We start from the raw sequence: 23,064 nt of genomic DNA, 5'->3' as shown, positions 1-23,064 counted from the left end.
TGGTCACTGTGTCAGTCACAGCGCAGAACCGGGACGTGACGGCGACGCTGCGCCGGCTGATGGGCGAGCGGGTCCTGGTGCTCGACGGCGCCTGGGGCACCATGCTGCAGGGCGCGAAGCTGACCCCCGCCGACTACCGCGGCGACCTCATCGCCGCCGGCCACCCCAAGGACGTCACCGGCGACCCCGACCTGCTCAACCTGACCCGGCCCGACGTCATCCTCGACGTCCACCGGCAGTATCTCGCCGCGGGCGCCGACATCACCACGACCAACACCTTCACGGCGACCGGCATCGCCCAGGCCGACTACGGCCTCGAGCCGCTCGTGCGCGAGATGAACCTGCGCGGCGCCCAGCTCGCCCGGCAGGCCGCCGACGAGGCCGGTGGCAAGTTCGTCGCCGGCTCGGTCGGGCCGCTCAACGTGACCCTCTCGCTCTCCCCGCGGGTCGAGGACCCGGCCTACCGTACGGTGACCTTCGACCAGGTCAAGGCCACGTACGCGGAGCAGATCCAGGCGCTGGCCGAGGGCGGCGTGGACCTGCTGCTGGTCGAGACGATCTTCGACACGCTCAACGCCAAGGCCGCGATCGCCGCCGCCCGCGAGGTCGCCCCGGAGCTGCCGCTGTGGATCTCCGTGACCATCGTGGACCTGTCCGGGCGCACCCTGTCCGGGCAGACCGTCGAGGCCTTCTGGCGCTCGATCGAGCGGGCCGAGCCGCTGGTGGTCGGCGTCAACTGCTCGCTGGGCGCGACCGAGATGCGCCCGCACGTCGCCGAGCTGTCCCGGCTGGCCGGCACGTTCGTCGCCTGCCACCCCAACGCCGGGCTGCCCAACGCGTTCGGCGGCTACGACCAGACCCCGGAGGAGACCGCGGGCCTGATCCGCGAGTTCGCCGCCGACGGCATGGTCAACATCGTCGGCGGCTGCTGCGGCACCTCGCCGGCGCACATCGCCGCGATCGCCGGCGCGGTGCGCCACAGCGCCCCGCGCCCGGTCGCCGAGCCCGCGCGCACCACCCGGTTCAGCGGCCTCGAGCCGTTCGCCATCGGGCCGGACACCGGCTTCGTCATGATCGGCGAGCGCACCAACGTCACCGGTTCGGCGAAGTTCCGCCGCCTCATCGAGGCCGGCGACCACCAGGCCGCCGTGGACGTCGCGCTGGAGCAGGTGCGCGGCGGTGCCAACCTGCTCGACGTCAACATGGACGCGGACCTGCTCGACAGCGAGCGGGCGATGACCACGTTCCTCAACCTGATCGCCACCGAGCCGGAGGTGGCGCGCATCCCTGTCATGATCGACAGCTCCAAGTGGAGCGTGCTCGAGGCCGGCCTCAAGTGCGTGCAGGGCAAGGGCGTGGTCAACTCGATCAGCCTCAAGGAGGGCGAGGAGCCCTTCCTGGCGCAGGCCCGCAAGATCCGCGACTACGGCGCCGGCGTGGTCGTCATGGCCTTCGACGAGCAGGGCCAGGCCGACACCACCGAGCGCAAGGTCGAAATCTGTGCCCGGGCGTACGACCTGCTGGTGCAGCAGGCCGGCTTCGCGCCCGAGGACATCATCTTCGACCCCAACGTGCTGGCCGTGGCCACCGGCATCGCCGAGCACAACGGCTACGCCAAGGCCTTCATCGACGCGCTGCCGCTGATCAAGCAGCGCTGCCCGGGCGCGCGCACCAGCGGCGGCATCTCCAACCTGTCGTTCGCGTTCCGCGGCAACGACGTCGTCCGTGAGGCCATGCACTCGGCCTTCCTGTTCCACGCCGTGCGCGCCGGCCTGGACATGGGCATCGTCAACGCCGGCCAGCTCGCCGTCTACCAGGACATCCCGGCCGACCTGCTGGAGCTCGTCGAGGACGTGATCTTCGACCGCCGCGAGGACGCCACCGACCGGCTCGTCACCTTCGCCTCCACGGTCACCGGCTCCGGCACCAAGCGCACGGTCGATCTCTCCTGGCGCGAGACCCCGGTCGCCGAGCGCCTCTCCTACGCCCTGGTCCACGGCATCGTCGACTTCGTCGAGCAGGACACCGAGGAGGCGCGGCAGCTGCTGGACCGTCCCCTCGACGTCATCGAGGGCCCGCTGATGGACGGCATGAAGGTCGTCGGCGACCTGTTCGGCTCGGGCCGGATGTTCCTGCCCCAGGTGGTCAAGAGCGCCCGCGTGATGAAGCGCTCGGTCGCTTACCTGGAACCCTTCATGGAGAAGGAGAAGGCCGGCGGCCGCGGCCAGGGCAAGGTCGTGCTCGCCACGGTCAAGGGCGACGTGCACGACATCGGCAAGAACATCGTCGGCGTGGTGCTGGGCTGCAACAACTACGAGGTGATCGACCTCGGCGTGATGGTGCCCGCCGCCAGGATCCTCGACACCGCGATCGCCGAGGGCGCCGACGCGATCGGCCTCTCCGGCCTGATCACCCCGTCGCTCGACGAGATGGTCGCGGTCGGCGCCGAGATGCAGCGCCGGGGGATCACCCTGCCGCTGCTCATCGGTGGGGCCACCACGTCGCGGCAGCACACGGCGGTGCGCATCGCCCCCGTGTACGAGGGCCCCACCGTGCACGTCCTGGACGCCTCGCGGGTCGTCGGGGTGGTCTCCGACCTGCTCGACCCGGACCGCGCCCGCAGCCTGGACGAGGCCAACCGCGCCGAGCAGCAGCGGTTGCGCGAGCAGCACGCCGGCCGGCACAGCCAGCCGCTGCTGACCCTGGAGCAGGCGCGGGCCAACCGTGAGGTCGTCGACTTCACCGACCTGCCGACGCCGGCCTTCACGGGCGTCCGCACGGTCGCGCCGGACCTCGCCGTCCTGCGCGGGATGATCGACTGGCAGTTCCTCTTCCTGGCCTGGGAGCTCAAGGGCAAGTACCCGGCGATCCTGGAGCAACCGGTCGCCCGCGAGCTCTACGACGACGCCAACGCCATGCTCGACAAGATCATCGCGGACGGTGCGTTCCAGGCCCGGGGCGCGTACGCCTTCTGGCCCGCCCACGCCGACGGCGACGACATCGTGCTGGACAACGGCGTGCGCTTCCCGATGCTGCGCCAGCAGACCGCCAAGCCGGAGGGCCGCGCCAACCGCTGCCTCGCCGACTACATCGCGCCGGCCGGGACGCAGCAGGACCACCTGGGCGGCTTCGCCGTCGCGATCCACGGCGCCGAGGAGCTGGCGGCCCGCTACGAGGCCGAGCACGACGACTACCGCGCCATCATGGTCAAGGCGCTCGCCGACCGCCTCGCCGAGGCCTTCGCCGAGCACCTGCACCTGCAGGCCCGCCGCGACTGGTTCGAGCCGGACGCCGACCCGGTGATCGAGGACCTGCACGCCGAGCGCTTCCGCGGCATCCGCCCGGCGCTCGGCTACCCGGCCAGCCCCGACCACAGCGAGAAGAAGGACCTCTTCGAGCTGCTCGGCGCGCAGTCGCTGGGCATCGGCCTCACCGAGTCGTACGCGATGACCCCGGCGGCGGCGGTCAGCGGCCTGATCTTCGCCCACCCGCAGTCCCGCTACTTCACCGTGGGCCGGCTGGGCAGGGACCAGATCGAGGACTACGCGGCCCGACGCGGCCTCACCGTCGACGAGGTCGAGCGGTGGCTGCGCCCCAACCTGGCCTACGAGATCTCGTAGGCCGGTCGCCGCTGGCCCGGCGCCGGGCCGGCGGCGTGGTCGTACGCCCTGCGGCTCGTGCTCGGCGCCCGGCCGCGATCTTTCCGGGCGCCCCGCGCTGAACCGCGAGGGGCGTGCCGTCCGTATCAGCGGCCATGAGGGTTCTGCTGGTGGCACACGACGCGTCCGTCGCCGAGCCTTTGGTCGGCGGCCTGGCCCACTACGGCATCGTCGCCGAGCACGTCACGACCGGCGCCGCCGCGCTCGCCGCGCGCCCCGCCGACCTGGTGCTGCTCGACGCGGGGCTGCCCGACCTCGACGGCATCGAGGTCCGCCGGCGTACCGGCGACGCCAAGCTCATCATGCTCACGGCGCCCGGCGACGACGCGCAACGCATCCTCGGCACGGCCCTCGGCGCCGACGACTACCTGCCCAAGCCGGTCAGCGTCCGCGACGTCGTGGACCGGATGCGCGCGGTCGGCGGCCGCCCCGCCGCGCCGCCGGTACGCGCCTGTGGACCGCTCACCATCGATGTCGGCGCCCGCCAGGTACGGGTCCACAAGATACCCGTGTCGCTGAGCCCCAAGGAGTTCGACCTGCTGGCGTTGCTGGCCGAGGCCCCGGGCGCCGTGGTCGACCGCCACCGGATACTGCAGACGGTGTGGGGACCGGAGTTCGCGGGGCCGGGCCGTACGCTCGACTTCCACGTGGCCAGCCTGCGCCGCAAGCTCGGCGACCCGGCCTGGATCGAGAACCGGCGCGGGGTCGGCTTCCGCCTGACGCCCCCGGCCTGAGCCGGCGCGGATCCTGCCGCTATTGCCCGGCCGCGGAGAGTGCCTCGTCCAGGGTGGGGTGCACGCCCAGATAACGGTCGAGGTTGGCGACGTCGAGCACGAACCGGACCTGGTCCTGCGGGCCCGCAAGCCGCAGCCAGCCGCCCCGGGCCGTGGCGCGCCGGTGGGTCTCGACGAACAGGCTCAGGCCGCCCGAGTCGCAGAACGGCACGGCCGAGAGGTCGCACACGAGGCGGTCCCGGCCGTCGGCCAGGGCCCGTTCCACCGCGTCGCGCAGCACCTCGACGCTGTCGTGGTCGATCTCCCCGGCCACCGACAGCACCCTGACCCCGTCCGCCGGGTCGTGGAAGGTCACGCTGAGGATGTCGGGATTCATGCTGCCTGTTCGCCCCCTCGTGAGGTGGGCGGCACGGTTCGCCGTGCCGCGCCCGCCGACCATTCCACCAGGAGCAGGGTGAGGTCGTCGGCCGGGGGTCCGCTCTGGTGGGCGAGGACGGTGTGCGAGAGCCGGCGCAGGGTCTCGGGGATCGGCAACCCCTCGGCGGCGTGCCGTTCCAGGCTGTCGGCGAGGCGGTTCTGCCCGAAGGGCACGCCGGCGGCGTCCCGTGCCTCGGTGACACCGTCGGTGTAGAGCAGCAGGCGGTCGCCGGGCCGCAGGGTGATCTCGGCACATGTGGCGCGCGGGTCCGCGATGCCGAGCGGCAGCCGGCGCCCCTCGGCCAGCGTCTCGACGACCGCGCCGTCCCGCAGCACGAGCGGCGGCGGGTGACCGGCGTTGAGGTAGCGCAGCACGCCGGTGTCGAGGTCCAGCTCGGCGAGGACCGCCGTGACGAACCGGGCGTCCGGGAACTGCCGCAGCAGCTCCTCGTCGGCGGCCCGGGCCTGGTCCGGCAGGTCGCCGCCGGAGCGCCGCGCGGCGCGGAGGCAGGCGAGCGCGACCGCCGCGGCCAGGCCGGCCTTCAGGCCGTGTCCCGCGGCGTCCAGGACGACGAACTGCGGCCGGCGGCCGTCCACCGTGTAGTCGAAGGCGTCGCCGCCGACGTCGTACGTCGGCTCCAGCACCGCGGCGACGGCGAAGTCGGCGATGCTGACCGTCAGCGGCGGCAGCAGCTGCCAGAGCAGTTCGGCGCCGGCGGTCATCGGCCTCGACCGGCGGGCCCGGTGCAGGTGGTCGCCTCGGGGGAGCGTGGTGGTGATCAGGTGCCCGACCAGGCCGGAGACGACCTCGCACGGCCGGGCCAGCCGCTCGTCCGGCGCGGTCCCGTCCGGCGTCGCCACCTCGACGACCCCGATCCGGTCGGTGCCGTTGACCATCGGCACCCACCGCCGGCCGTCCGCGACCACCGACTCGACCAGGGAGAAGGCCCGTCCGGCGGCATGCGCGTCGATGGGCAGCGGGGCGGGGGCGGAGCGTCCCGGCACGGCGAGCGGCCGCAGCGAGCGCTGCTCGGCGTCGGCGACGTACACCGTCATCCGCAGGCCGAGGCGCTCGGCCGCCCCGTCCAGCACGCCGCCCATGTCCTCGGGGCGCCACAGATGGGACCGGTCCAGAAGCTCCACGATGAGCCCGTACCAGGGGTCCGCCTCGACAATCATGCCGCCACCCTACGGGGCGTGCCCACTTTCGTACGGAGGACAAGAAAGTTCTCCCGACCGATAGAGAAGTTTCTCGATATTGAGGGTTTCCTTTGGCGCCGGGACTGCGTTAGCGTCGCCTCACGTAACGCACAAGACACATCGCGTTACTGCGAGCCGGGTCCGTGTCTTCGGAGGGGATGCCGCATGCGTACCGGAGTCTGGTTGATCGGCGCGCGCGGCTCCGTCGCGGTCACCGCGCTGACCGGAGCCCTCGCCCTGCGGGCCCGCCTGGCCGGGCCCACGGGCTGCGTCACCGAGCTGCCGGAGCTGCGCGGCGCCCCCCTCCCCGGCTGGGCGGACCTGGTGTTCGGCGGCCACGACGTGGTGACCCTGCCGGTGACGAAGAAGGCCGAGGACCTGGCCGCCGCCGGCGTGCTGCCCGGCCGCCTCGTCGCCGCCCTCGCCGACGAGCTCGGCCGGGCCGAGCAGGATCTGCGCCCGCTGCCCGACGGCGGAACCCAGGCGTGGATCGCCGGGGCGATCGCCGCCGACCTGCGCGACTTCCGCCGGCGCCACGCCCTCGAGCGGGTCGTGGTCGTCAACGTCGCCGCCACCGAGCCGGCCGTGGCCCGCCACGGCGCGCACGCCTCGCTCGCGGCGCTGCGCGAGGCGCTCGCCGGTCCGGAGGCCGTGCTGCCGCCGAGCTCGCTGGCCGCGTACGCGTCCTTCGTGGCGGGCTGCTCCTTCGTGGACTTCACCCCGTCGACCGGCGCGCGCCTGCCCGCGCTGGCCGAGCTCGCCGCCGCGGCCGCCGTGCCCTACGCCGGCCACGACGGCAAGACCGGCGAGACGCTGGTCAAGTCCGTGCTCGCGCCGATGTTCGCCCGGCGCCATCTGCGGGTGACCAGCTGGTCCGGCGTCAACCTGCTCGGCGGCGGCGACGGCGCCAACCTCGCCGACCCGGCCGCGAACGCCGCCAAGGTCGCCAGCAAGCAGCGGGTGCTCGGCGACGCGCTCGGCTACCGCCCGGAGGGCACCAGCCGCATCGACCACGTCGCCGAGCTCGGCGACTTCAAGACCGCCTGGGACCTGATCACCTTCGCCGGCTTCCTCGGCACCCGGATGCGCATGGAGTTCACCTGGCACGGCTGCGACTCCGCGCTCGCCGCGCCGCTCGTGCTCGACCTGGCCCGGCTCACCGCGGCGGCGCACCGGGCCGGGCGGCACGGACCCCTGACCGAGCTGGGCTTCTTCTTCAAGGACCCGCTCGGCGACGGCCCCTGCGCGCTGGCCGCGCAGTGGGACGCGCTCGCCGGGTTCGCCGCCGGGCTGGGCCGATGAAGGCGCCGCTGCGGGCCCTCGCCGAGCTGGTCCGCGCGCCCGCCGCGCTGTCCGTACCCGGGGACGTGGTGGCGGGCGCCGCCGCCGCGGGCACCCTCGGCGCCCGCAGCGCCGGGCTCGCGGCCGCGTCGGTCTGCCTCTACTGGGCCGGGATGGCCGCGAACGACTGGGCCGACCGCGATCTCGACGCCGTGCAGCGCCCGGAGCGCCCCATCCCGTCGGGCCGGGTGAGCCCGCCGGTCGCGCTGGGCGTCGCCGCCGGGCTCACCGCCGCCGGGCTGGCGATCGCCGGCCGCGCCGGCGGTTCCCGGGCGCTCACCGCCGCGGTCCCGCTGGCCGCCGCGGTGTGGGCCTACGACCTGCGCCTCAAGGACACCGCCGCCGGACCGGCCGGGATGGCCGCCTGCCGGGCACTCGACGTGCTGCTGGGCGCCAGCGCCGGAGCTGCGGTCCGGGCGCTGCCGACCGCCGCGACGATCGCCGTGCACACGTACGTGGTCACCGTCATGTCCCGGCACGAGGTCGCGGGATGTCCCACGCCGTCGCTGCCCGCCGCCGCCCTGGCGACCACCACGGCGGTGGCCGGCGTGACGGCCGCCCGGGGCGGACCGGCGGCCGCGCTGCTCGCCGGCCGGTACGCCGCCGACGTAGGCCGGGCGCAGGCCGCGGTGATCGCCGATCCGCGGGCCGCCCGGGTGCGTGCCGCCGTCGGGGCGGGCATCACGGCGCTGCCCGCGCTGCAGGGCGCGCTCACCGCCGGGGCCGGCCGCACGCTCGCCGGTCTCGCGGTCGCGGCCGCCGCGCCGCTCGGCCGCCGGCTCGCCCGCCGGGTGTCGCCCACATGAGCGCCCTGCGGTACGGCTACGGCACCAACGGCTTCGCCGGCCACCGCCTCACCGAGGCGATCGAGGTGATCGCCGGCCTCGGCTACCGCGGTGTCGCGCTCACCCTCGACCACGGCCACCTGGACCCGTTCGCCCCCGGGCTCGCCCGCCGGGTCGCCGCGGTCGCCGACCGGCTCCGCGACCGCGACCTCGGCGTGGTCGTCGAGACCGGCGCCCGTTACCTGCTCGATCCGTGGCGCAAGCACGCGCCCACCCTGCTGCACGACGACCGCAAGCTGCGGCTGGACTTCCTGCGCCGGGCCGTCTCCGTCGCCGCCGACCTCGGCGCCGAGGCGGTGTCGTTCTGGGCCGGGACCCGTCCCGCCGAGGTGGACGAGCGCACCGCCTGGCGCCGCCTGGTCGACGGATGCGCCGAGATCACCGGCGTGGCCGCCGCGCTCGGGGTGCCGGTCGGCTTCGAACCCGAGCCGGGGATGCTCGTGGCGGACCTCGCCGGCTGGCACCGGCTGCGCGGCGAGCTGGGCGCCCCCGCCGCGTTCGGGCTCACCCTCGACATCGGGCACTGCCGCTGCGTCGAGCCCGAGCCCGTGCCGGACTGCGTCGCGGCGGCGGTGCCGTACCTGGTCAACGTGCAGATCGACGACATGCGGCGGGGCGTGCACGAGCACCTGGAGCTCGGCACCGGGGAGATCGACTTCCCACCCGTGCTGCGGGCCCTGATCGACGGCGGATACCGCGGCCTGGTCGCCGTCGAGCTGCCCCGGCACTCCCACGCGGCACCCACGGTCGCCCGGGAGTCGCTCGCCTTTCTGCGGGCCGCCGAGCGGGAGGTGCCGCGGTGACCCTCGAGGAGCTGCGGGCGGTGGTGGCCGCCGTACCCGGCAAGGCCTGGTTCGACGAGGCGGAGGCCCGGGTCCGGGCCGACCCGGACAGCGCCGGGCCGCTGTTCGCCCGGGCCGGTCGCAAGCTCGGCCGCCAGCCGCTGCCGGAGCGTCCCGGCTGGACCGCCGGGCAGGCCGGACGGGTCCTGCTGCTGCTCGCCGTCGCCGCCGCCGACCGGGTCGCCGAGCTCTACTGGTACGGCGACTCCGCCGAGCGCCTCGCCGTGCTGCACGCCCTGCCCCTGCTGGACATCGGCGCCGCCGGGGTGCCGCTGGCCGAGGACGCGCTGCGCAGCAACGACCCGCGGCTCGTGGCGGCCGCGCTCGGGCCGTACGCGGCGCACCTCGACGCCGCCACCTGGCGCCAGGGCGTGGTGAAGTGCGTGTTCATGGGCATCGCGCTCAGCGGTGTCGACCGCCTCGACGACCGCACCGACGCGGCGCTGGTCGCCATGCTCGCCGCCCTGGCCACCGAGCGCGCGGCCGCCGGACGCCGGCTGAGCGCCGACGCCGTCGCGCTGCTCAACCGCCACCTGCTGCGCAAGGAGGACTGATGCGCGTCTTCGACCCGCACATCCACATGACCTCTCGGACCACCGACGACTACCGCAGGATGGCGGACCACGGGATACGGGCGGTGGTCGAGCCCGCGTTCTGGCTCGGGCAGCCGCGCACCAACCCGGGCTCCTTCGCCGACTACTTCGACTCGCTGCTCGGGTGGGAGCCGTACCGGGCCTCGCAGTTCGGCATCCGCCACCACGCCACCCTCGCGCTCAACCCCAAGGAGGCCAACGACCCGCGCTGCAAGGGAGTGCTCGACCTGCTGCCGCGCTACCTCGACAAGGACGGGGTGGTCGCGGTCGGTGAGATCGGGTACGACGCGATGACGCCGGCCGAGGACGAGGCCTTCGCCGCCCAGCTGGAGCTGGCGGTGCGCTACGAGCTGCCCGCGCTGGTGCACACCCCGCACCGGGACAAGGCGGCGGGCACCCGCCGCAGCCTGGAGGTCGTCGCCGCCTGCGGCATCGACCCCGGCATGGTCGCCGTCGACCACCTCAACGAGGTCACGGTCGCCATGGTCCGCGACTCCGGCTGCTGGCTGGGCTTCTCCATCTACCCCGAGACCAAGATGTCGCCGTCGCGGATGGTGGAGATCCTGACGCAGTACGGCACCGAGCGCGTGCTGGTCAACTCCGCCGCCGACTGGGGCCACTCGGACCCGCTGCTGACCGTCGCCACCGGGCGGGCGATGCTCGAGGCCGGGTTCACCGCCGACGAGGTCGACCGGGTGCTGTGGCGCAACCCCGCCGAGTTCTACGGGCGGTCGGGGCGCCTGGACCTCTCGCCGCCCGACGGATCGGGGGCGTACGCCGGCAGCTCGATCGCCCGGGGAGGCAGCTGATGCGCCTGTACCACCCCGACGGGACGACCGTGCACCTGTCGTACTGCACCAACGTCCATGCCGCCGAAAGCCTCGACGGGATCCTGGCGCAGCTCGACACTTACGCCGTGCCGATCCGCGAGCGCCTCGGCGCCGACGTGCTCGGGCTCGGCCTGTGGCTGGCCGCGCCGGTCGCCGCCGGGCTCGCCGGGGCGCCCGCCGACCGCCGGCGCCTGCGCCGCGCCCTGGACGCCCGGGGGCTGGAGGTGGTGACCCTCAACGGGTTCCCGTACCAGGCGTTCCAGGAGCCGGTGGTCAAGCACGCCGTCTACCAGCCCGACTGGACCAGGCCGCAGCGGCTCGCGTACACCCTCGACCTGGCCCGGATCCTGACCGACCTGCTGCCGGGTGACGCCGCGCGCGGGTCGATCTCCACGCTGCCGCTGGCCTGGCGGGAACCCTGGGACGCGGACCGGGCGGGCGCCTGCCGGCGGGCCCTCGACGACCTGGCCCGCGGCCTGCACGAGCTGCCGCGGCCGGTACGGGTGGCCTTCGAGCCGGAGCCCGGCTGCGTCGTCGAGACGACCGCGGAGGCGGTCGCCCTGCTCGGCGAGGCCGACACGTCGGTGCTCGGTGTCTGCCTCGACCTCGCCCACCTCGCCTGCGCGTGGGAGGAGCCGGCGCAGGCCCTGCGGCGGCTGCGCCGAGCGGGGCTGCCGGTGGTCAAGACCCAGCTGTCGGCGGCGCTGGCCAGCGCCGACCCGCGCCGCGACGCCGCCGTGCTCGGCGAGTACGCCGAACCGCGCTTCCTGCACCAGACCCGGGGCTCGGCCGGGCTGGCCGCCGACGACCTGGACGAGGCGCTGGCCACGCCCGGCGGCGACGCGCAGCCGTGGCGGGTGCACTACCACGTGCCGCTGCACCAGGCGCCGGTCCCGCCGCTGCGCTCCACCGTCGACGTGCTCGCCGCCGCCCTGCGGGAGCTGCTGGGCGGTGACACGGCCGGCTGCGACCACCTGGACGTGGAGACGTACACCTGGCATGTGCTGCCGCCGGCGTCGCGGCCGGCGGGCCCCGCGGAGCTGGCGTCCGGCATCGCCGCGGAGCTCTTCTTCGCCCGCGCCCGGCTGGCCGCGCTCGGGCTCGCGACCGCCCAGGGGGTGCCGTCGTGAGGCCCGTGGTCGTGCTCGACGTCGTCGGCCTGACCCCGCGGCTGCTGCGGCACATGCCCCGCCTGACGCGGCTCGCCGAGGCCGGCTTCCAGGCGCCGCTGGGCACCGTGCTGCCCGCGGTGACGTGCACGGTGCAGTCGACGTTCCTCACCGGCACGCTGCCCAGCGGGCACGGCATCGTCGGCAACGGCTGGTACTTCCGCGACCTCGGCGAGGTGCTCCTCTGGCGCCAGCACCACGCCCTGGTCCGCGGCGAGAAGGTGTGGGACGCCGCCCGCTCGCTCGTACCCGGCTACACCGTCGCCAACGTCTGCTGGTGGTACGCGATGGGCGCCCCGGTCGACTGGACGGTGACCCCGCGGCCGATCTACCACGCCGACGGGCGCAAGGACCCGGACTGCTACACGTACCCGCCGCAGCTGCACGACACCCTGACCGCCGAGCTCGGCACCTTCCCGCTGTTCAGCTACTGGGGCGCGAAGGCCGGGATCGCCTCCTCGGCCTGGATCTGCGGCGCGGCGCAGCGGATCATGGCCGCGCACGACCCGGACCTCACCCTGGTCTACGTTCCGCACCTCGACTACGACCTGCAACGCCACGGCCCGTCGGCCCCGCAGGCCGCCCGGGCCGCCGCCGAGCTGGACGCCACCCTCGGCCCGCTGCTCGACGCCGCCGCCCGGCGCGGGGCGGTCGTCGCCGTCGTGTCCGAGTACGGCATCACCGACGTGTCCCGGCCCGTCGACGTCAACCGGCTGCTGCGCGCCGAGGGGTTGCTGCACGTGTACACCCAGGCCGGGATGGAGTACCTCGATCCCTGGACCTCGCGGGCCTTCGCCGTGGCCGACCACCAGATCGCCCACGTCTACGTGGCGTCCGCCGACGACGTCCCGGCGGTGGCGAAGCTCTGCGCCGGCCTGCCCGGCGTCGCCGAGGTGCTGGACCGGCCCGCCCAGGCCGCGCACGGGCTCGACCACGAACGCTCGGGCGAGCTGGTCGTCGTCGCCGAGCCCGACTCCTGGTTCACCTACTACTACTGGCTCGACGACGCCGCGGCGCCCGACTTCGCGCGGCTGGTCGAGATCCACCGCAAGCCGGGCTACGACCCCGCCGAGCTCTTCTTCGACCCGGCCGGCCCGGCCGCGGCCCGGGGCCGCGCCGCGCTCGCCCTGCTGCGCAGGAAGCTCGGCCTGCGCTACACGATGAGCGTGGTGGGCCTGGACGCCGGCGCCCGCGCGGTCCGCGGCTCGCACGGGCGCCCGCCCACCGACCCGGCCGACGCGCCGGTGCTGCTCTGCTCCGACCCGGCGGCCCAGCGCCCGGCGGTCGCCGCCACCGAGGTGAAGGGGCTGCTGCTCGAGCTCGCGGGGCTGAGGTCGTGACCGTCGGGACGGCCGCGCAGACCGACGCGGCCGGGCTGGCCCGCCGGTGCGAGGCGGCGCTCGTCGCGTACCTGGACCGGCAGCGCCCGCACTGGCCGGACGGCACACCCCGCGGGGTGCTCGACGCCGTCCGCCGGTTCGTGCTCGCCGACGGCAAGCGCCTGCGCCCGATGTTCTGCTACTGGGGCTGGCGCGGCGCCGGGCAGCCCGACGGCCAGGCGATCGTCGCGGCCGCCGCGGCGCTGGAGCTGTTCCACGCCTTCGCCCTCATCCACGACGACATCATGGACGGCAGCGCGCTGCGCCGCGGCCAGCCGACCGTCCACCGCCACTTCGCCGACCTGCACGCCCGCCACCGCTGGCGGGGCGAGGCCGTCCGGTACGGCCAGAGCGCCGCCCTGCTCTGCGGCGATCTCTGCGCCGCCTGGGCGGACCACATGTTCCACGACTGCGGTCTGCCCGTCGAGTGGATCCACCGCGGCTACCGGATGTTCACGGCGATGCGCACGGAGGTCATCGCCGGTCAGTACCTCGATCTCGTGTCCGGCGTCGGCCACGGCTCGGTCGCCGGGGCGCTCACCGTGATCCGGATGAAGGCCGCCCGCTACACCGTCACCCGGCCGCTGCAGATCGGCGCCGGACTGGCCGGGGCCGGCCCGCGGCTGCAGGCGGCGCTGCAGGCCTTCGGCGATCCGCTCGGCGACGCCTTCCAGCTGCGCGACGACGTGCTCGGCGTCTTCGGCGACCCCGCCGTCACCGGCAAGCCGGTCCTCGACGACCTGCGCGAGGGCAAGCCCACCGCGATGCTGGCGCTGGCCCGCGACCGCGCCGACCGGGCCCAGCACGCCCGGATCCGGGAGCTCTTCGGCGATCCCGGCCTCGACGAGGCGGGCGCGGGGGAGCTGCGGGCGATCATCGAGGCGACCGGCGCCAGGGACGGGATCGAGGAGCTGATCGGGCGGCGCGCCGCCGCGGCCACCGCGGCCCTGGACCGCGCGCCGCTCACCCCGGACGCGCGGGCGGCCCTGGCCACGCTGGCTGCCTCGGTCGTCACCCGTCATCGCTGATCCCCTCCCCGCCCCTGCGCCGGGGATGGCATCATCACGCCATGCGTGAAGTGGTGGACGGCGTCTTCGAGGTCGGGATCGGCTATGTCCACGTGCACCTCGTCGTCACCGACGACGGCGTGGTGCTCGTCGACACCGGACTGCCGGGCCGGTCGGCGCGCATCGGGCGGGCCCTGCACGACATCCGCCGCACGATCGGCGACGTCACCACCGTGCTGCTCACCCACCACCATCCCGACCACACCGGCGGCCTCGCCGAGGTGCGCCGCCGGTCCGGGGCGCGGGTCGTCGCCCACCGCGACGACGTGCCGTACGTGACCGGAGAGATCCAGGCGGTCTCGCGCCACCCGGTGGTGAAGCTGGTCGGCCTCGTCATGGGCCGGGCGGAGCCCGCGACGGTCGACGAGGTGGTGAGCGAGGACGGCGCCGTGCCCGTGCCGGGCTTCACCGCCCTGCACACCCCCGGGCACACCCCCGGCCACATGTCGTACCTGCTGGACCGCGCGGGAGGGGTGCTCTTCGCCGGCGACGCGGCGGGCGGGCGGCGCGGGGGCCGGATCGGCAGTGCCCCGAAGATGGTCTCGGCGGATCTGGACGCGCAGCGCCGCAGCGTCGCCCGGCTCGCCGAGCTGGACTTCGACCACGCCGTCTTCGGCCACGGTCGCGCCCTGACCGGGCGCGCCGTCGAGGCGTTCCGCGCCTACGTCGCCGCCGACCGCTGAACATCGACCGGCATCTGCGTCCTCGTTCGGGTCGACGGTGGACAAACCTGCGGTCCGCGGTGCTAGCTTGCTGGGGTGTCCGAGCTTTCGGGGATGTCGCCGGAGGAGCGCCGTCAGCTCCTCGCCGAGTACGAAGCGCTGCGCGACGACATAGCGGTGCGTGCCGTCAACCGTGACCTGGCCGCCCTCTCGGCGGCCGATGCCCAGCAGGCCGCCCACCGCGACGAGCGCCTGGCCTGGGAGCTGCTCACCGTGCTGCGCGACGCGCACCGCGAGGAGCCCGGCAACCTCAGGCTCGTCGCGCAGGTCGACCAGGCCGAGGCGGCGCACGCGGTGGCCCGCGAGGTCGCCGAGACGGTCAGCCGTGCCGCCGAGCAGCTCGCCACGCGCGCGCTGGAATACGCCCAGACCGACGCCCGCCGACTGTACGAGCTGGGCGTGCGCATCCGGGCGGCGCGGGCCGCCGAGCCGGACATCCCCATCCCGCCCTCCTGACCTCGCCTCTTCATCCGGAGTCGGCTGTCGACCCGGGGACCCGACGTGATCGAAAGCTGCCGGTTCCTCGCCCCGCCCGCGTCCGTGCTCCCGGCCGATCCTGCATGACGTGCGTCGATGTGGTGGAAACGGGCCGGTCCTCGTCCGGGACCGGCCGTCCTCGTAGGATGGCCACCATGCTCGCGGTCTCGTGGCGTGACGTCGTCCTCGCGGTGCTGCCCTCGGCCACGCTCGCCGGTGCCGCGGCCCCGCAGGACGTCGCGGCCGCGGGGGAGCGGCTCGGTGCGGCGCTCCCGGAGGACCTCGCCGAGCTGCTGTGCGAGACCGGCGGCGTGCGCGGCCGTGGCGGCCTGCCCGTGGTGTGGCCGGTCGAGCGCATCGTGCGCGACAACCTTGCGCTGCGGCCCGGCGCTCTGCTCCTGTTCGGGGGCGGTGGCGCGGACGGCGACGAGCTGGTCGGCTGCGTCCCCGCGGACCCGTCGCGCGGCATCGTCGCCTGGGAGCGGCGCACCGGTGTGTGTCGCACGGTCGCGACCGACCTGGCGGACTACGTGACCCGCGCGCTCGCCGGCGACGACCTCGGCTGATCCGCGCCGGGGCCCGCATGAACGCCTCGTCCGCGGGTACGCGCCCGGGATGACCGTGAACGCGAGCGTGACCTTCGTGGGCAACGCGACCACCGTGCTCCGCCTGGGCGGCTTCAGCCTGCTGACCGACCCGGCCTTCGGGCCGGCGGGCAGCCGGGTGTACCTCGGCAACGGCCTGTGGACCAAGCGCGTCCTCGACCCGGTCCTGGAGGTGGTCGACGTCGCGGCGCTGGACGCCGTGCTGCTGTCGCACCTGCACGGCGACCACTTCGACCGGGCCGCGCGCCGCGACCTGCCGTCCGGGCTGCCGATCGTCACCACCCCGCAGGCGCAGCGCAGGTTGCGGCGCAAGCGGTTCAGCGACGCCCGAGGGCTGGCGACCTGGGAGACCTGCGAGTGGGAGCGCGGCGGCCAGCGGCTGCGCGTCACGGCCGTACCCGGCAGGCACGGGCCCGGCCCGGTCGACCTGCTGCTGCCGGCGGTGATGGGCTCGGTGCTCGAGCTGGAAGCCGAGGGCCGCTGCCGCCTGCGCCTGTACATCACGGGCGACACCCTGCACGGCCCGTGGCTGCAGGAGATCCCGCAGCGGTGCGGCCCGATCGACGCCATGCTCATCCACCTCGGGGGCACCCGGGTGCTCGGCATGCTGCTGACCATGGACGACCGGCACGGCGTCGCCACCACCGAGCTGATCCGGCCCGGGCTGACCGTGCCGATCCACAACGACGACTACAAGGTCCAGAAGATGCCGGTCTCCACGTACCTGGACCGGGCGCGCGAGGCGGGCCTGACGGGCATCCGGCCGGTGGAGCGGGGCCAGACCCTGGAGCTCCCGGTACGCGTCTGAGCGTCGGCGCCTCCGCGGTCAGGCGGGCCCGGGGAGCAGGCCCGGCGCCGGGTTGCTGACCTGCTGGTAGATGACGGACGTGCGGAAGCCGGTGACCTCGCGGCGTTTGCTGAGCCGGTCGAGGAGGAAGGCGTGCATCGCGTCGAGATCGGGCACCCCGACGTGCAGCAGGAAGTCGTCACCGCCGGCCAGGACGAAGACGCTGAGCACCTCGGGCATCTGCGCCGCCGATGCCTTGAAGGTGTCGATGACGGCCCGGCTCAGCGGCCGGACCTGCACCGAGATCATCGCCTGTACGCCGCGGTTGAGCGCCGCCGGGTCGATGTCGGCGTGATAGCCCCTGATCACGCCGCGGCGGGCCAGCGACCGGACCCGCTCCAGGCAGGTCGACGGGGCGACGCCGAGCTGCCGGGCGAGCTCCCGGTTGGAGAGCCGGGCATCTGACTGGAGCAGGCCGACGATTCGCGCGTCAAGTTCGTCCACCGGCCCATTTTGCCATCGGGTTTCGACCATTCGTTCGGCGTGCGGGGGCTCGGATCGAACGGTTGCCTACCGTCGTCGCATGACACGGCATCGATTGGGAGTGTGGCAGGGGACGGCGACCGTGCTCGGTGGTGTGCTGGGACCCGGCATGCTGGTGCTTCCGCACCTGGCCGCGGAGGCGGCGGGACCCGGATCGGTTCTGGCCTGGGCGGCGCTGATCCTCATCAGCGTCCCGGTCGCGTTCACGTTCGCACTGCTCGGGCTGCGCCATCCGGACGGCGGCGGGGTGGCGCACTTCGCCGGGATGGCGATGGGCCGCTGGGCGTACTCGATCGCCGGATGGTGGTTCCTCGCCGCGGTGCCGCTCGGCACGCTGGCCGGGGCGCTCGCGGGTGGCGTCTACGCGGCGCAGGCGTTCGGCGGGGACGGCCGGGTCGCCGCGGTGTTCGCCTGCGGACTGCTGGCGTCGGCGTTCGCCGCCAACGCGGCGGGTCTGCGGACCAGCGGTCGCATGCAGGTCGTGATGGTCGGCATCCTGCTCGCGGTGCTGACCGCCGCGGTCGCCGCGAGCCTGCCCGCGGTCCGCGCCGGCCGTTTCGAGCCCTTCCTGCCGCACGGCCTCGGCGGCGTCGGCAGCGCGGCCGGTGTCCTGATCTTCGCCTTCGTGGGCTGGGAGGCCGCCAGCCACCTCTCGGCGGAGTTCGCCGGGCGGCGCCTGCTGACGGCGACCGGCCTCACCCTGGCGGCGATCACCATGGTCTATCTGGGCGTGGCGGTCACGGTCGTCGGCTCCGGCGCGGCGTCCTCGCCGGTGCCGCTCACGGCCATGCTGGCCACGCGGATCGGCGCGGCCGCCGGACCGGTGACCACGGTCGCGGCCCTGGTCCTGACGTTCGGCGCGATCAACACGTACGTGGCCGGGGCGTCCCGCCTGGCGGTGGCGCTCGCCGGGCGACGGCTGCTGCCGCACCGGATCTCGTCGCCGTACCGCAGTCTGGTGGCGCTGGGCGCGGGGGTCGCCGTCGTCGGCGCGGCCACGCTGCTCCGGCCGGTCGGCCTGGATCCCCTTCTGCGGGCGACCTCGGCATGCCTGGCCGCCGTCATGGCCCTGGGCAGCCTGGCGGCGGTCCGGCTGCTGCCGGCGGGCCCGATGCGCGCGACCGCGATCGCCGGCACTGCGCTCACCGGACTGACACTCCTGCTCAGCGGCAGCTACGTGGTGGTGCCCGCGGTCGTCGCGCTCGCCGGGTTCACGGCTAGGGCTCTCACCCGCCGTGCCGGCGGGGGCCGTGCCGGCGCAGACCGCGCTGGCAGTCGTGGCGCGGGGGCCTTTGCCCGGCGCCGGCCGGAGGGCACGCAGGCGGGCCCGGGCCCGGACGCGGGGCGGGCCCGGGCAGGGTGCCGCCAACTGTGACCGGCCAGCTCGGCCAGCAGTTGGTGCCTGTGGGGCGAGCGGTTCAGCTGAGCCGCAACCCACGAAATGGCGCTCCGGGGAATGCTGGTACTCGTGCTGTTCCTGTTTAGGCAGTGGTCCCTCGAAGGGTCCCTTCACTCGCCCCTACGACACATTGGTCTATAAAGGCGTGTGTTCGGCCGAGGTCGTCCGCCCGAACGGTCAAGGGTGCCGCCAGTGAGATAGCGAGATTGTCCGCCAACAGGGCGTTGATCCGCAGGTCTTTCCGCAGCAAGCTTTCCTGGCGCCCCCGAGCGGGGGTGAGAACATTGACAGATGTGCCCCGCGTCGATGGACGCCCGTCTGTCCTTTCGTCAGGAGTTTTTGTGTCGAAGAGCAAGAACATCGTCGCTGCCATCGGCCTGGGAAGCCTCGCTGCGCTCGCGATCGGGTCGTCCGCCTACGCCTACGGCAGTGGAACGCTCGATCTGGGCGATGACAAGATGCGCTTCAAGGGTTCCTACACCTTCAACGGCACCTACCGTGGTGGAATGAAGGTGAGTGGCACGGTGTGTGACACTGCGGCTGACGGCAATGGTGTGTACGGTCAGGGCAAGATTCTCGGATACGCCTGGAGTTCGAAGGTCAGTGACGGGAACGGCAGCGCTTCCGGATGTGGCACGGAGAGCCGTACGTTCTCTTCCAACGACGTAAACTTCGTTTCGTACGGCTGGTACCAGATCTGCACCGACGACTGGGGCTCGGACACCTGCGACATCAGCAGCCGACTCAACCGATAGAAGCTAGGAACGTCTTTGCTGTCCGCAGCTGATCTTTCGTTGTCATACGGTGACACGGTGGCACTCGCGAAAGCGAGCGCCACCGTGTCACCGGGGGAACTGCTGGCTCTGGTCGGCCCAAGCGGCTCCGGGAAGTCGACGATGTTGTACTGCCTGGCGGGTATCCTCCAACCGGATTCCGGAGAGGTGCTGTTCAACGGGCGGGACCTGTGCCGGATGTCCGACGACGAACGGTCGGACGTTCGCCGGCGCCATTTCGGATTCGTCTTCCAGTTCGCCGACCTCGTGCCTGAACTGACGCTGCGGGAGAATATCGAACTACCGTTGACACTGAACGGTGTCGGCCGCCGGGACCGCCGGAAACGGGTCGCCGAGCTTGTGGAGACGCTCGGCCTGCAGGGGCAGGCCGGGCGTCGACCGGCGTTTGTCTCTGGGGGTCAGGCGCAGCGTGCCGCGGTGGCCCGGGCGCTCGCGCACCGCCCCGCCGTACTCTTCGCCGACGAGCCGACAGGCGCGCTCGACACCGAGAACGGCGCCGTCGTGTTCAACGCCCTGATCGAACTGGCCAACGGTAGCGGCGCCGCGGTCGTCCTGGTGACGCACGACAATGCCCTGGCCGCCCGGGCGCACCGCGTCGTCACCATGCGCGATGGTAAGACGGACGAGGAGTCTTGGTGACCTGGCTACTGACGCTGCGGTTGCTGCGCGGTGGCGGATGGGCGGGACTCGCCCGGCTCATCTTGATGATTCTCGGCTTCGGGGTTGGCGCGCTGGTGGTCGCCACTGCCATGGCGCTGCCGACGGTTCTGGACGACCGGGCGATGCGATCGTCCGACCGTCTACCCAATTCGGCAATGGAGGAGAACGCCGCCTTCGGTTTCACGTTCGTCACCGACTCGTGGCACGACGAGCGGTTCACTCGGGTCTTCCTGGCCAAGGTGAAGGAGGCGGCACCGCCGCCGCCGGGCCTCAGCCGGTTCCCGGCGCCCGGCGAGATCTTCGCCTCGCCCAGAGCGTTGCAGGTCATGCGGGCCGACCCACTGGTCGCCGAGCGGATGCCGGGTACGGTGGTGGGCACGATCGGGCCGTCCGGGCTGCTCGGTCCGAACGAGCTGTACGCGTATGTCGGTGTCGTGCCGGACGACCTTGCCGGCGGTAGCGCCGGAATCTCGTTCGGCAATGCGACCCCCGACCAGAGCGTCGCCGAGCAACTCGGCGGGGTGTCGTATGAGCTGATGCTGCTCATGTTCATCCCGGTCTCCGTCTTCTTGGTCATCTGCGGGCGGCTGGCAGCGCGCACGCGGGCCCAGCGGTATGCCGCGCTGCGGCTGCTCGGTGTGCGTCGAAAGCAGACCGTTCGGATGGCTGCCACCGAGGCTGCCGTCGCGGGCGTCGGCGGTGCTGTGCTCGGCGTCCTGTCGTTCAACTCGATCAATCGGGAGCTCGCGGACTCGAAGGTGCTGGGTTTCACCTGGTATGCCGAGGTATCCCGGCTAGATCTGCCGACAGCGGTCCTGCTCGTTGTGATAGCCGCCGCCGGTGCCGCTTTTCTGGGCGCACTGGGACTGCGGCAAAGCGTCAAGAAGCCGCTACAGGCCCGCGCGTCCGCCGGACGCCGGCTCACCGTCTGGATGCTTGCTCCCTTGGTCGTCGGCCTCGGCCTGCTGCTGCCGCCGCTGATATCGGCCCAGTCGGCCGCCGACGCCCGGCAGGGCGTCAGCGACACCACCGCCTACCTCATCCTCGCCGGCATCGCCGCTTGCGTCGTCGGCACGATGATGGCCCTGCGGTACGCGATCCCTCTGCTGGGCCACTCCTTGCGAGGGCAGCGCTATCCACTGTTCCTTCGAGTAGCGGGCGCCAGACTCGCTGCCGATCCAGGCTCGCTGCTGCGCCTGACCAGCGGACCGGTCCTGCTGGTACTGATCGCCGGCATCAGCGCCGGCGTGCTCCGCGACGCCGCGCTGGCTGCTGGACCGACGGTCACCGCACGTACAGTAGTGATCGACACCCGCACCGTCGCCACTGCGGACCAGCGGCGGGCGATCGCCGCCACTCCGTCGATCGCCACCTGGCGCCTGCAGCAGAGCATCGTCGAAGACGTGCCGGACCTGTCGACCCCGGAACAGCGCGTGCGGGGTATCGGAATGACAATGGTGATGGCGAGCTGCGACGACGTCCGGACGATGGTCGGGCAGCCCTTGCCCGACTGCCGAGAGGGCACCGACTACCGTTTCGGGGATCCGGCGCTCAACGGCACCGTCTCCGAGGTGCCCGCGGGCGTCACCGTGAAGTTCCGCAACGAAACCGGCCAAGAGGTCGCGTACACCACCCCGGCCGCGTTCCTCCCGATTCCCGAGGCCGACCGCACGCCGCTGGGCGAGAACGGTGTCATCTCGGCGGCACCGCAGCCCAAGTTCGGCTGGTCGCCAGACCTCAGTATGACGTTCGTCATCGGAGCGTCAGGCGCCGATCTCGAACGGTTCAAGTCAGCCGTTCAGCGGATCTCTCCCACCGCGAGCATGCACGTGAAGCAGCTCAACCTCGATGCCTTGGAGGCCTACCGCGTACATCGTGGCACGGTGAGCTTCGGTGTCATCGCCGGACTCGGGCTCTGTCTACTTGCCTTCGCCGTCGCGGCGGTCGACCGCATGGTGGAGCGACGACGCGAAGTCGTCGCGCTCGCCGTCCTCGGTGTCCGGCGGCGCACCGTCCGGGTAATTCAGATTGTTCAGCTGGGTGTGCCCCTGGTCGGCGGGATCCTCCTCGCGACCGCGGTCGGCTACCTGGCCGGCAACGCCTGGCTGAAAGTCAACGGCCGACAGGCCGGCTGGTACAACGGTGCGCTCGATTCCATGTATCCGGCGATCGGCCTCTCCGTGTTCGTTTGCATAGCAGTCGGTGCGCTCGTGGTCGGCTACCGGATCAAGGCAGAGGATATCCGTCGTGAATGACACCGTAAGCACAACGAAGGCACCGCGGTTCGCTCGACGTCGCACCGCGGCTGGCCTGGCCGGCGTCGTCCTCATCGTTGCGGCGGCGGTCTTCCTGGCTCTGCGGTTCGACGTCTACACGGTACGAAGCACGGCGATGAGCGGTTCCCTGGAGCCGGACGAGCGAGCTGTACAGGAGAAGGTCACCACCAGCGACATCCAGCGCGGCGATGTCATCACCTTCCGCGGTGGAACGTGGGAAGGTGATCCGCCCGACGCGATCTACGCCATGCGCGTCATCGGCTTGCCGGGCGACCGCGTCGCCGCCAACCCCGAAGGCCAGTTGCTGGTGAACGACAAGCCGATCGCGGAAAAGTACGCCGAGGGCGACAACCGGCAGGAAGGCCGGCCCTTCAGCGTCACCGTCCCCGCCGGACGCTACTTCGTCATGGGCGACAATCGAGCCGTCGCTCGTGACTCTCGGGCCCGGATCGACACCCAGGGAAGTGGCGCGATTCCCTCCGATCGGGTGGAGGGACGACTCATCGCCATCGCGTTACCGGTCTGGCATTTCGGCTCTCTCACGCCGGGTGACGCCTTCACCGCCGTGGGCCCGACAGCGGAGGCGTACAACCTGGCGCCGTTACTCGCCGCGGTCGTGTGCGTCCTGGCGGGCGTCCTCATCGTGATCAGCGTCTCAGGTGGATCAGTTCGTCGGCGACTGGCGGGCCGACGGCGCTGAGCCTTGCCGCAATCCAGCAAGACCT

Annotated in this window: 22 protein-coding genes; 19 read left to right on the top strand and 3 right to left on the bottom strand. The window is 73.2% G+C overall.

The genetic code is table 11. The features are described 5' to 3' along the window. Positions 1-8 precede the first annotated feature (8 nt). On the top strand, positions 9-3,620 hold the full coding sequence (metH, locus tag IEY99_RS16645) for a methionine synthase (protein ID WP_268245120.1): 3,612 nt from the start codon (positions 9-11) through the stop codon (positions 3,618-3,620). 134 nt (positions 3,621-3,754) lie between these two features. Further along, entirely contained in the window at positions 3,755-4,393 is a 639-nt protein-coding gene (locus IEY99_RS16640; protein ID WP_189204168.1) for a response regulator transcription factor, read from the top strand. A gap of 19 nt (positions 4,394-4,412) precedes the next feature. Here IEY99_RS16640 and IEY99_RS16635 read toward each other — a convergent pair whose 3' ends face one another. Both IEY99_RS16635 and IEY99_RS16630 read right to left on the bottom strand, forming a co-directional pair. Continuing rightward, positions 4,413-4,769 (bottom strand): STAS domain-containing protein, encoded by a 357-nt coding sequence (locus tag IEY99_RS16635; RefSeq protein ID WP_189204166.1) that lies wholly within the window; start codon positions 4,767-4,769, stop codon positions 4,413-4,415. Further along, entirely contained in the window at positions 4,766-5,989 is a 1,224-nt protein-coding gene (locus tag IEY99_RS16630) for a PP2C family protein-serine/threonine phosphatase (RefSeq protein WP_189204164.1), read from the bottom strand. Before IEY99_RS16630 ends, IEY99_RS16635 begins: the two co-directional genes overlap by 4 nt. Before the next feature lie 186 nt (positions 5,990-6,175). Here IEY99_RS16630 and IEY99_RS16625 point away from each other — a divergent pair, with 186 nt between their 5' ends. From IEY99_RS16625 to IEY99_RS16570, 12 genes are all read left to right on the top strand, one after another. Continuing rightward, positions 6,176-7,312, top strand: a complete 1,137-nt coding sequence (locus IEY99_RS16625) for an inositol-3-phosphate synthase (RefSeq protein ID WP_189204162.1) — start codon at positions 6,176-6,178, stop codon at positions 7,310-7,312. After that, complete coding sequence (locus tag IEY99_RS16620) at positions 7,309-8,157, top strand: SCO3242 family prenyltransferase (protein ID WP_189204160.1); 849 nt, start codon at positions 7,309-7,311, stop codon at positions 8,155-8,157. Before IEY99_RS16625 ends, IEY99_RS16620 begins: the two co-directional genes overlap by 4 nt. Continuing rightward, on the top strand, positions 8,154-8,999 hold the full coding sequence (locus IEY99_RS16615) for a sugar phosphate isomerase/epimerase family protein (RefSeq protein WP_189204158.1): 846 nt from the start codon (positions 8,154-8,156) through the stop codon (positions 8,997-8,999). Before IEY99_RS16620 ends, IEY99_RS16615 begins: the two co-directional genes overlap by 4 nt. Then, on the top strand, positions 8,996-9,592 hold the full coding sequence (locus IEY99_RS16610; protein ID WP_189204156.1) for an EboA domain-containing protein: 597 nt from the start codon (positions 8,996-8,998) through the stop codon (positions 9,590-9,592). The genes IEY99_RS16615 and IEY99_RS16610 overlap by 4 nt, the downstream gene beginning before the upstream one ends. Next, the gene (locus IEY99_RS16605; RefSeq protein WP_189204154.1) at positions 9,592-10,440 is read left to right on the top strand and encodes a TatD family hydrolase; all 849 of its coding nucleotides are present in this window, start codon (positions 9,592-9,594) and stop codon (positions 10,438-10,440) included. Before IEY99_RS16610 ends, IEY99_RS16605 begins: the two co-directional genes overlap by 1 nt. Continuing rightward, on the top strand, positions 10,440-11,591 hold the full coding sequence (gene eboE / locus IEY99_RS16600) for a metabolite traffic protein EboE (protein WP_189204152.1): 1,152 nt from the start codon (positions 10,440-10,442) through the stop codon (positions 11,589-11,591). The genes IEY99_RS16605 and eboE overlap by 1 nt, the downstream gene beginning before the upstream one ends. After that, positions 11,588-12,970, top strand: a complete 1,383-nt coding sequence (locus IEY99_RS16595) for an alkaline phosphatase family protein (protein WP_189204150.1) — start codon at positions 11,588-11,590, stop codon at positions 12,968-12,970. Before eboE ends, IEY99_RS16595 begins: the two co-directional genes overlap by 4 nt. Continuing rightward, the gene (locus IEY99_RS16590) at positions 12,967-14,037 is read left to right on the top strand and encodes a polyprenyl synthetase family protein (protein ID WP_189204148.1); all 1,071 of its coding nucleotides are present in this window, start codon (positions 12,967-12,969) and stop codon (positions 14,035-14,037) included. Before IEY99_RS16595 ends, IEY99_RS16590 begins: the two co-directional genes overlap by 4 nt. 41 nt (positions 14,038-14,078) lie before the next feature. Then, positions 14,079-14,759: an MBL fold metallo-hydrolase gene (locus IEY99_RS16585; RefSeq protein ID WP_189204146.1), complete on the top strand. Its 681-nt coding sequence runs from the start codon at positions 14,079-14,081 to the stop codon at positions 14,757-14,759. A gap of 75 nt (positions 14,760-14,834) precedes the next feature. Continuing rightward, positions 14,835-15,254 (top strand): hypothetical protein, encoded by a 420-nt coding sequence (locus tag IEY99_RS16580; RefSeq protein ID WP_189204144.1) that lies wholly within the window; start codon positions 14,835-14,837, stop codon positions 15,252-15,254. Between the two features lie 176 nt (positions 15,255-15,430). Further along, positions 15,431-15,841: an SMI1/KNR4 family protein gene (locus IEY99_RS16575; protein WP_189204142.1), complete on the top strand. Its 411-nt coding sequence runs from the start codon at positions 15,431-15,433 to the stop codon at positions 15,839-15,841. Between the two features lie 49 nt (positions 15,842-15,890). Then, on the top strand, positions 15,891-16,688 hold the full coding sequence (locus tag IEY99_RS16570) for an MBL fold metallo-hydrolase (RefSeq protein ID WP_189204140.1): 798 nt from the start codon (positions 15,891-15,893) through the stop codon (positions 16,686-16,688). A gap of 18 nt (positions 16,689-16,706) precedes the next feature. Here IEY99_RS16570 and IEY99_RS16565 read toward each other — a convergent pair whose 3' ends face one another. After that, a complete protein-coding gene (locus IEY99_RS16565) occupies positions 16,707-17,171 on the bottom strand; it encodes an Lrp/AsnC family transcriptional regulator (RefSeq protein WP_189204138.1) in 465 nt (154 codons plus the stop codon). A 79-nt stretch (positions 17,172-17,250) separates the two neighbouring features. Between IEY99_RS16565 and IEY99_RS16560 the strand changes: the two genes are divergently transcribed. From IEY99_RS16560 to lepB, 5 genes are all read left to right on the top strand, one after another. Then, positions 17,251-18,585 (top strand): APC family permease, encoded by a 1,335-nt coding sequence (locus tag IEY99_RS16560; protein ID WP_229798797.1) that lies wholly within the window; start codon positions 17,251-17,253, stop codon positions 18,583-18,585. Positions 18,586-18,950: 365 nt separating this feature from the next. Further along, positions 18,951-19,364 (top strand): hypothetical protein, encoded by a 414-nt coding sequence (locus IEY99_RS16555; protein WP_189204136.1) that lies wholly within the window; start codon positions 18,951-18,953, stop codon positions 19,362-19,364. Positions 19,365-19,421: 57 nt separating this feature from the next. Next, a complete protein-coding gene (locus IEY99_RS16550; RefSeq protein WP_229798795.1) occupies positions 19,422-20,042 on the top strand; it encodes an ABC transporter ATP-binding protein in 621 nt (206 codons plus the stop codon). Beyond that, positions 20,039-22,318 carry an FtsX-like permease family protein gene (locus IEY99_RS16545; RefSeq protein WP_189204132.1) on the top strand — a complete coding sequence of 760 codons (2,280 nt, stop codon included), beginning with the start codon at positions 20,039-20,041 and terminating at the stop codon, positions 22,316-22,318. The genes IEY99_RS16550 and IEY99_RS16545 overlap by 4 nt, the downstream gene beginning before the upstream one ends. Beyond that, entirely contained in the window at positions 22,311-23,039 is a 729-nt protein-coding gene (gene lepB, locus IEY99_RS16540; RefSeq protein WP_189204130.1) for a signal peptidase I, read from the top strand. Before IEY99_RS16545 ends, lepB begins: the two co-directional genes overlap by 8 nt. The last annotated feature ends 25 nt before the right edge of the window (positions 23,040-23,064 follow it).

It is taken from the genome of Couchioplanes azureus (assembly GCF_014648355.1).
GTDB classification, from domain to species: Bacteria; Actinomycetota; Actinomycetes; order Mycobacteriales; family Micromonosporaceae; genus Actinoplanes; species Actinoplanes azureus.
This window is presented reverse-complemented; position numbering and strand designations above follow the sequence as displayed.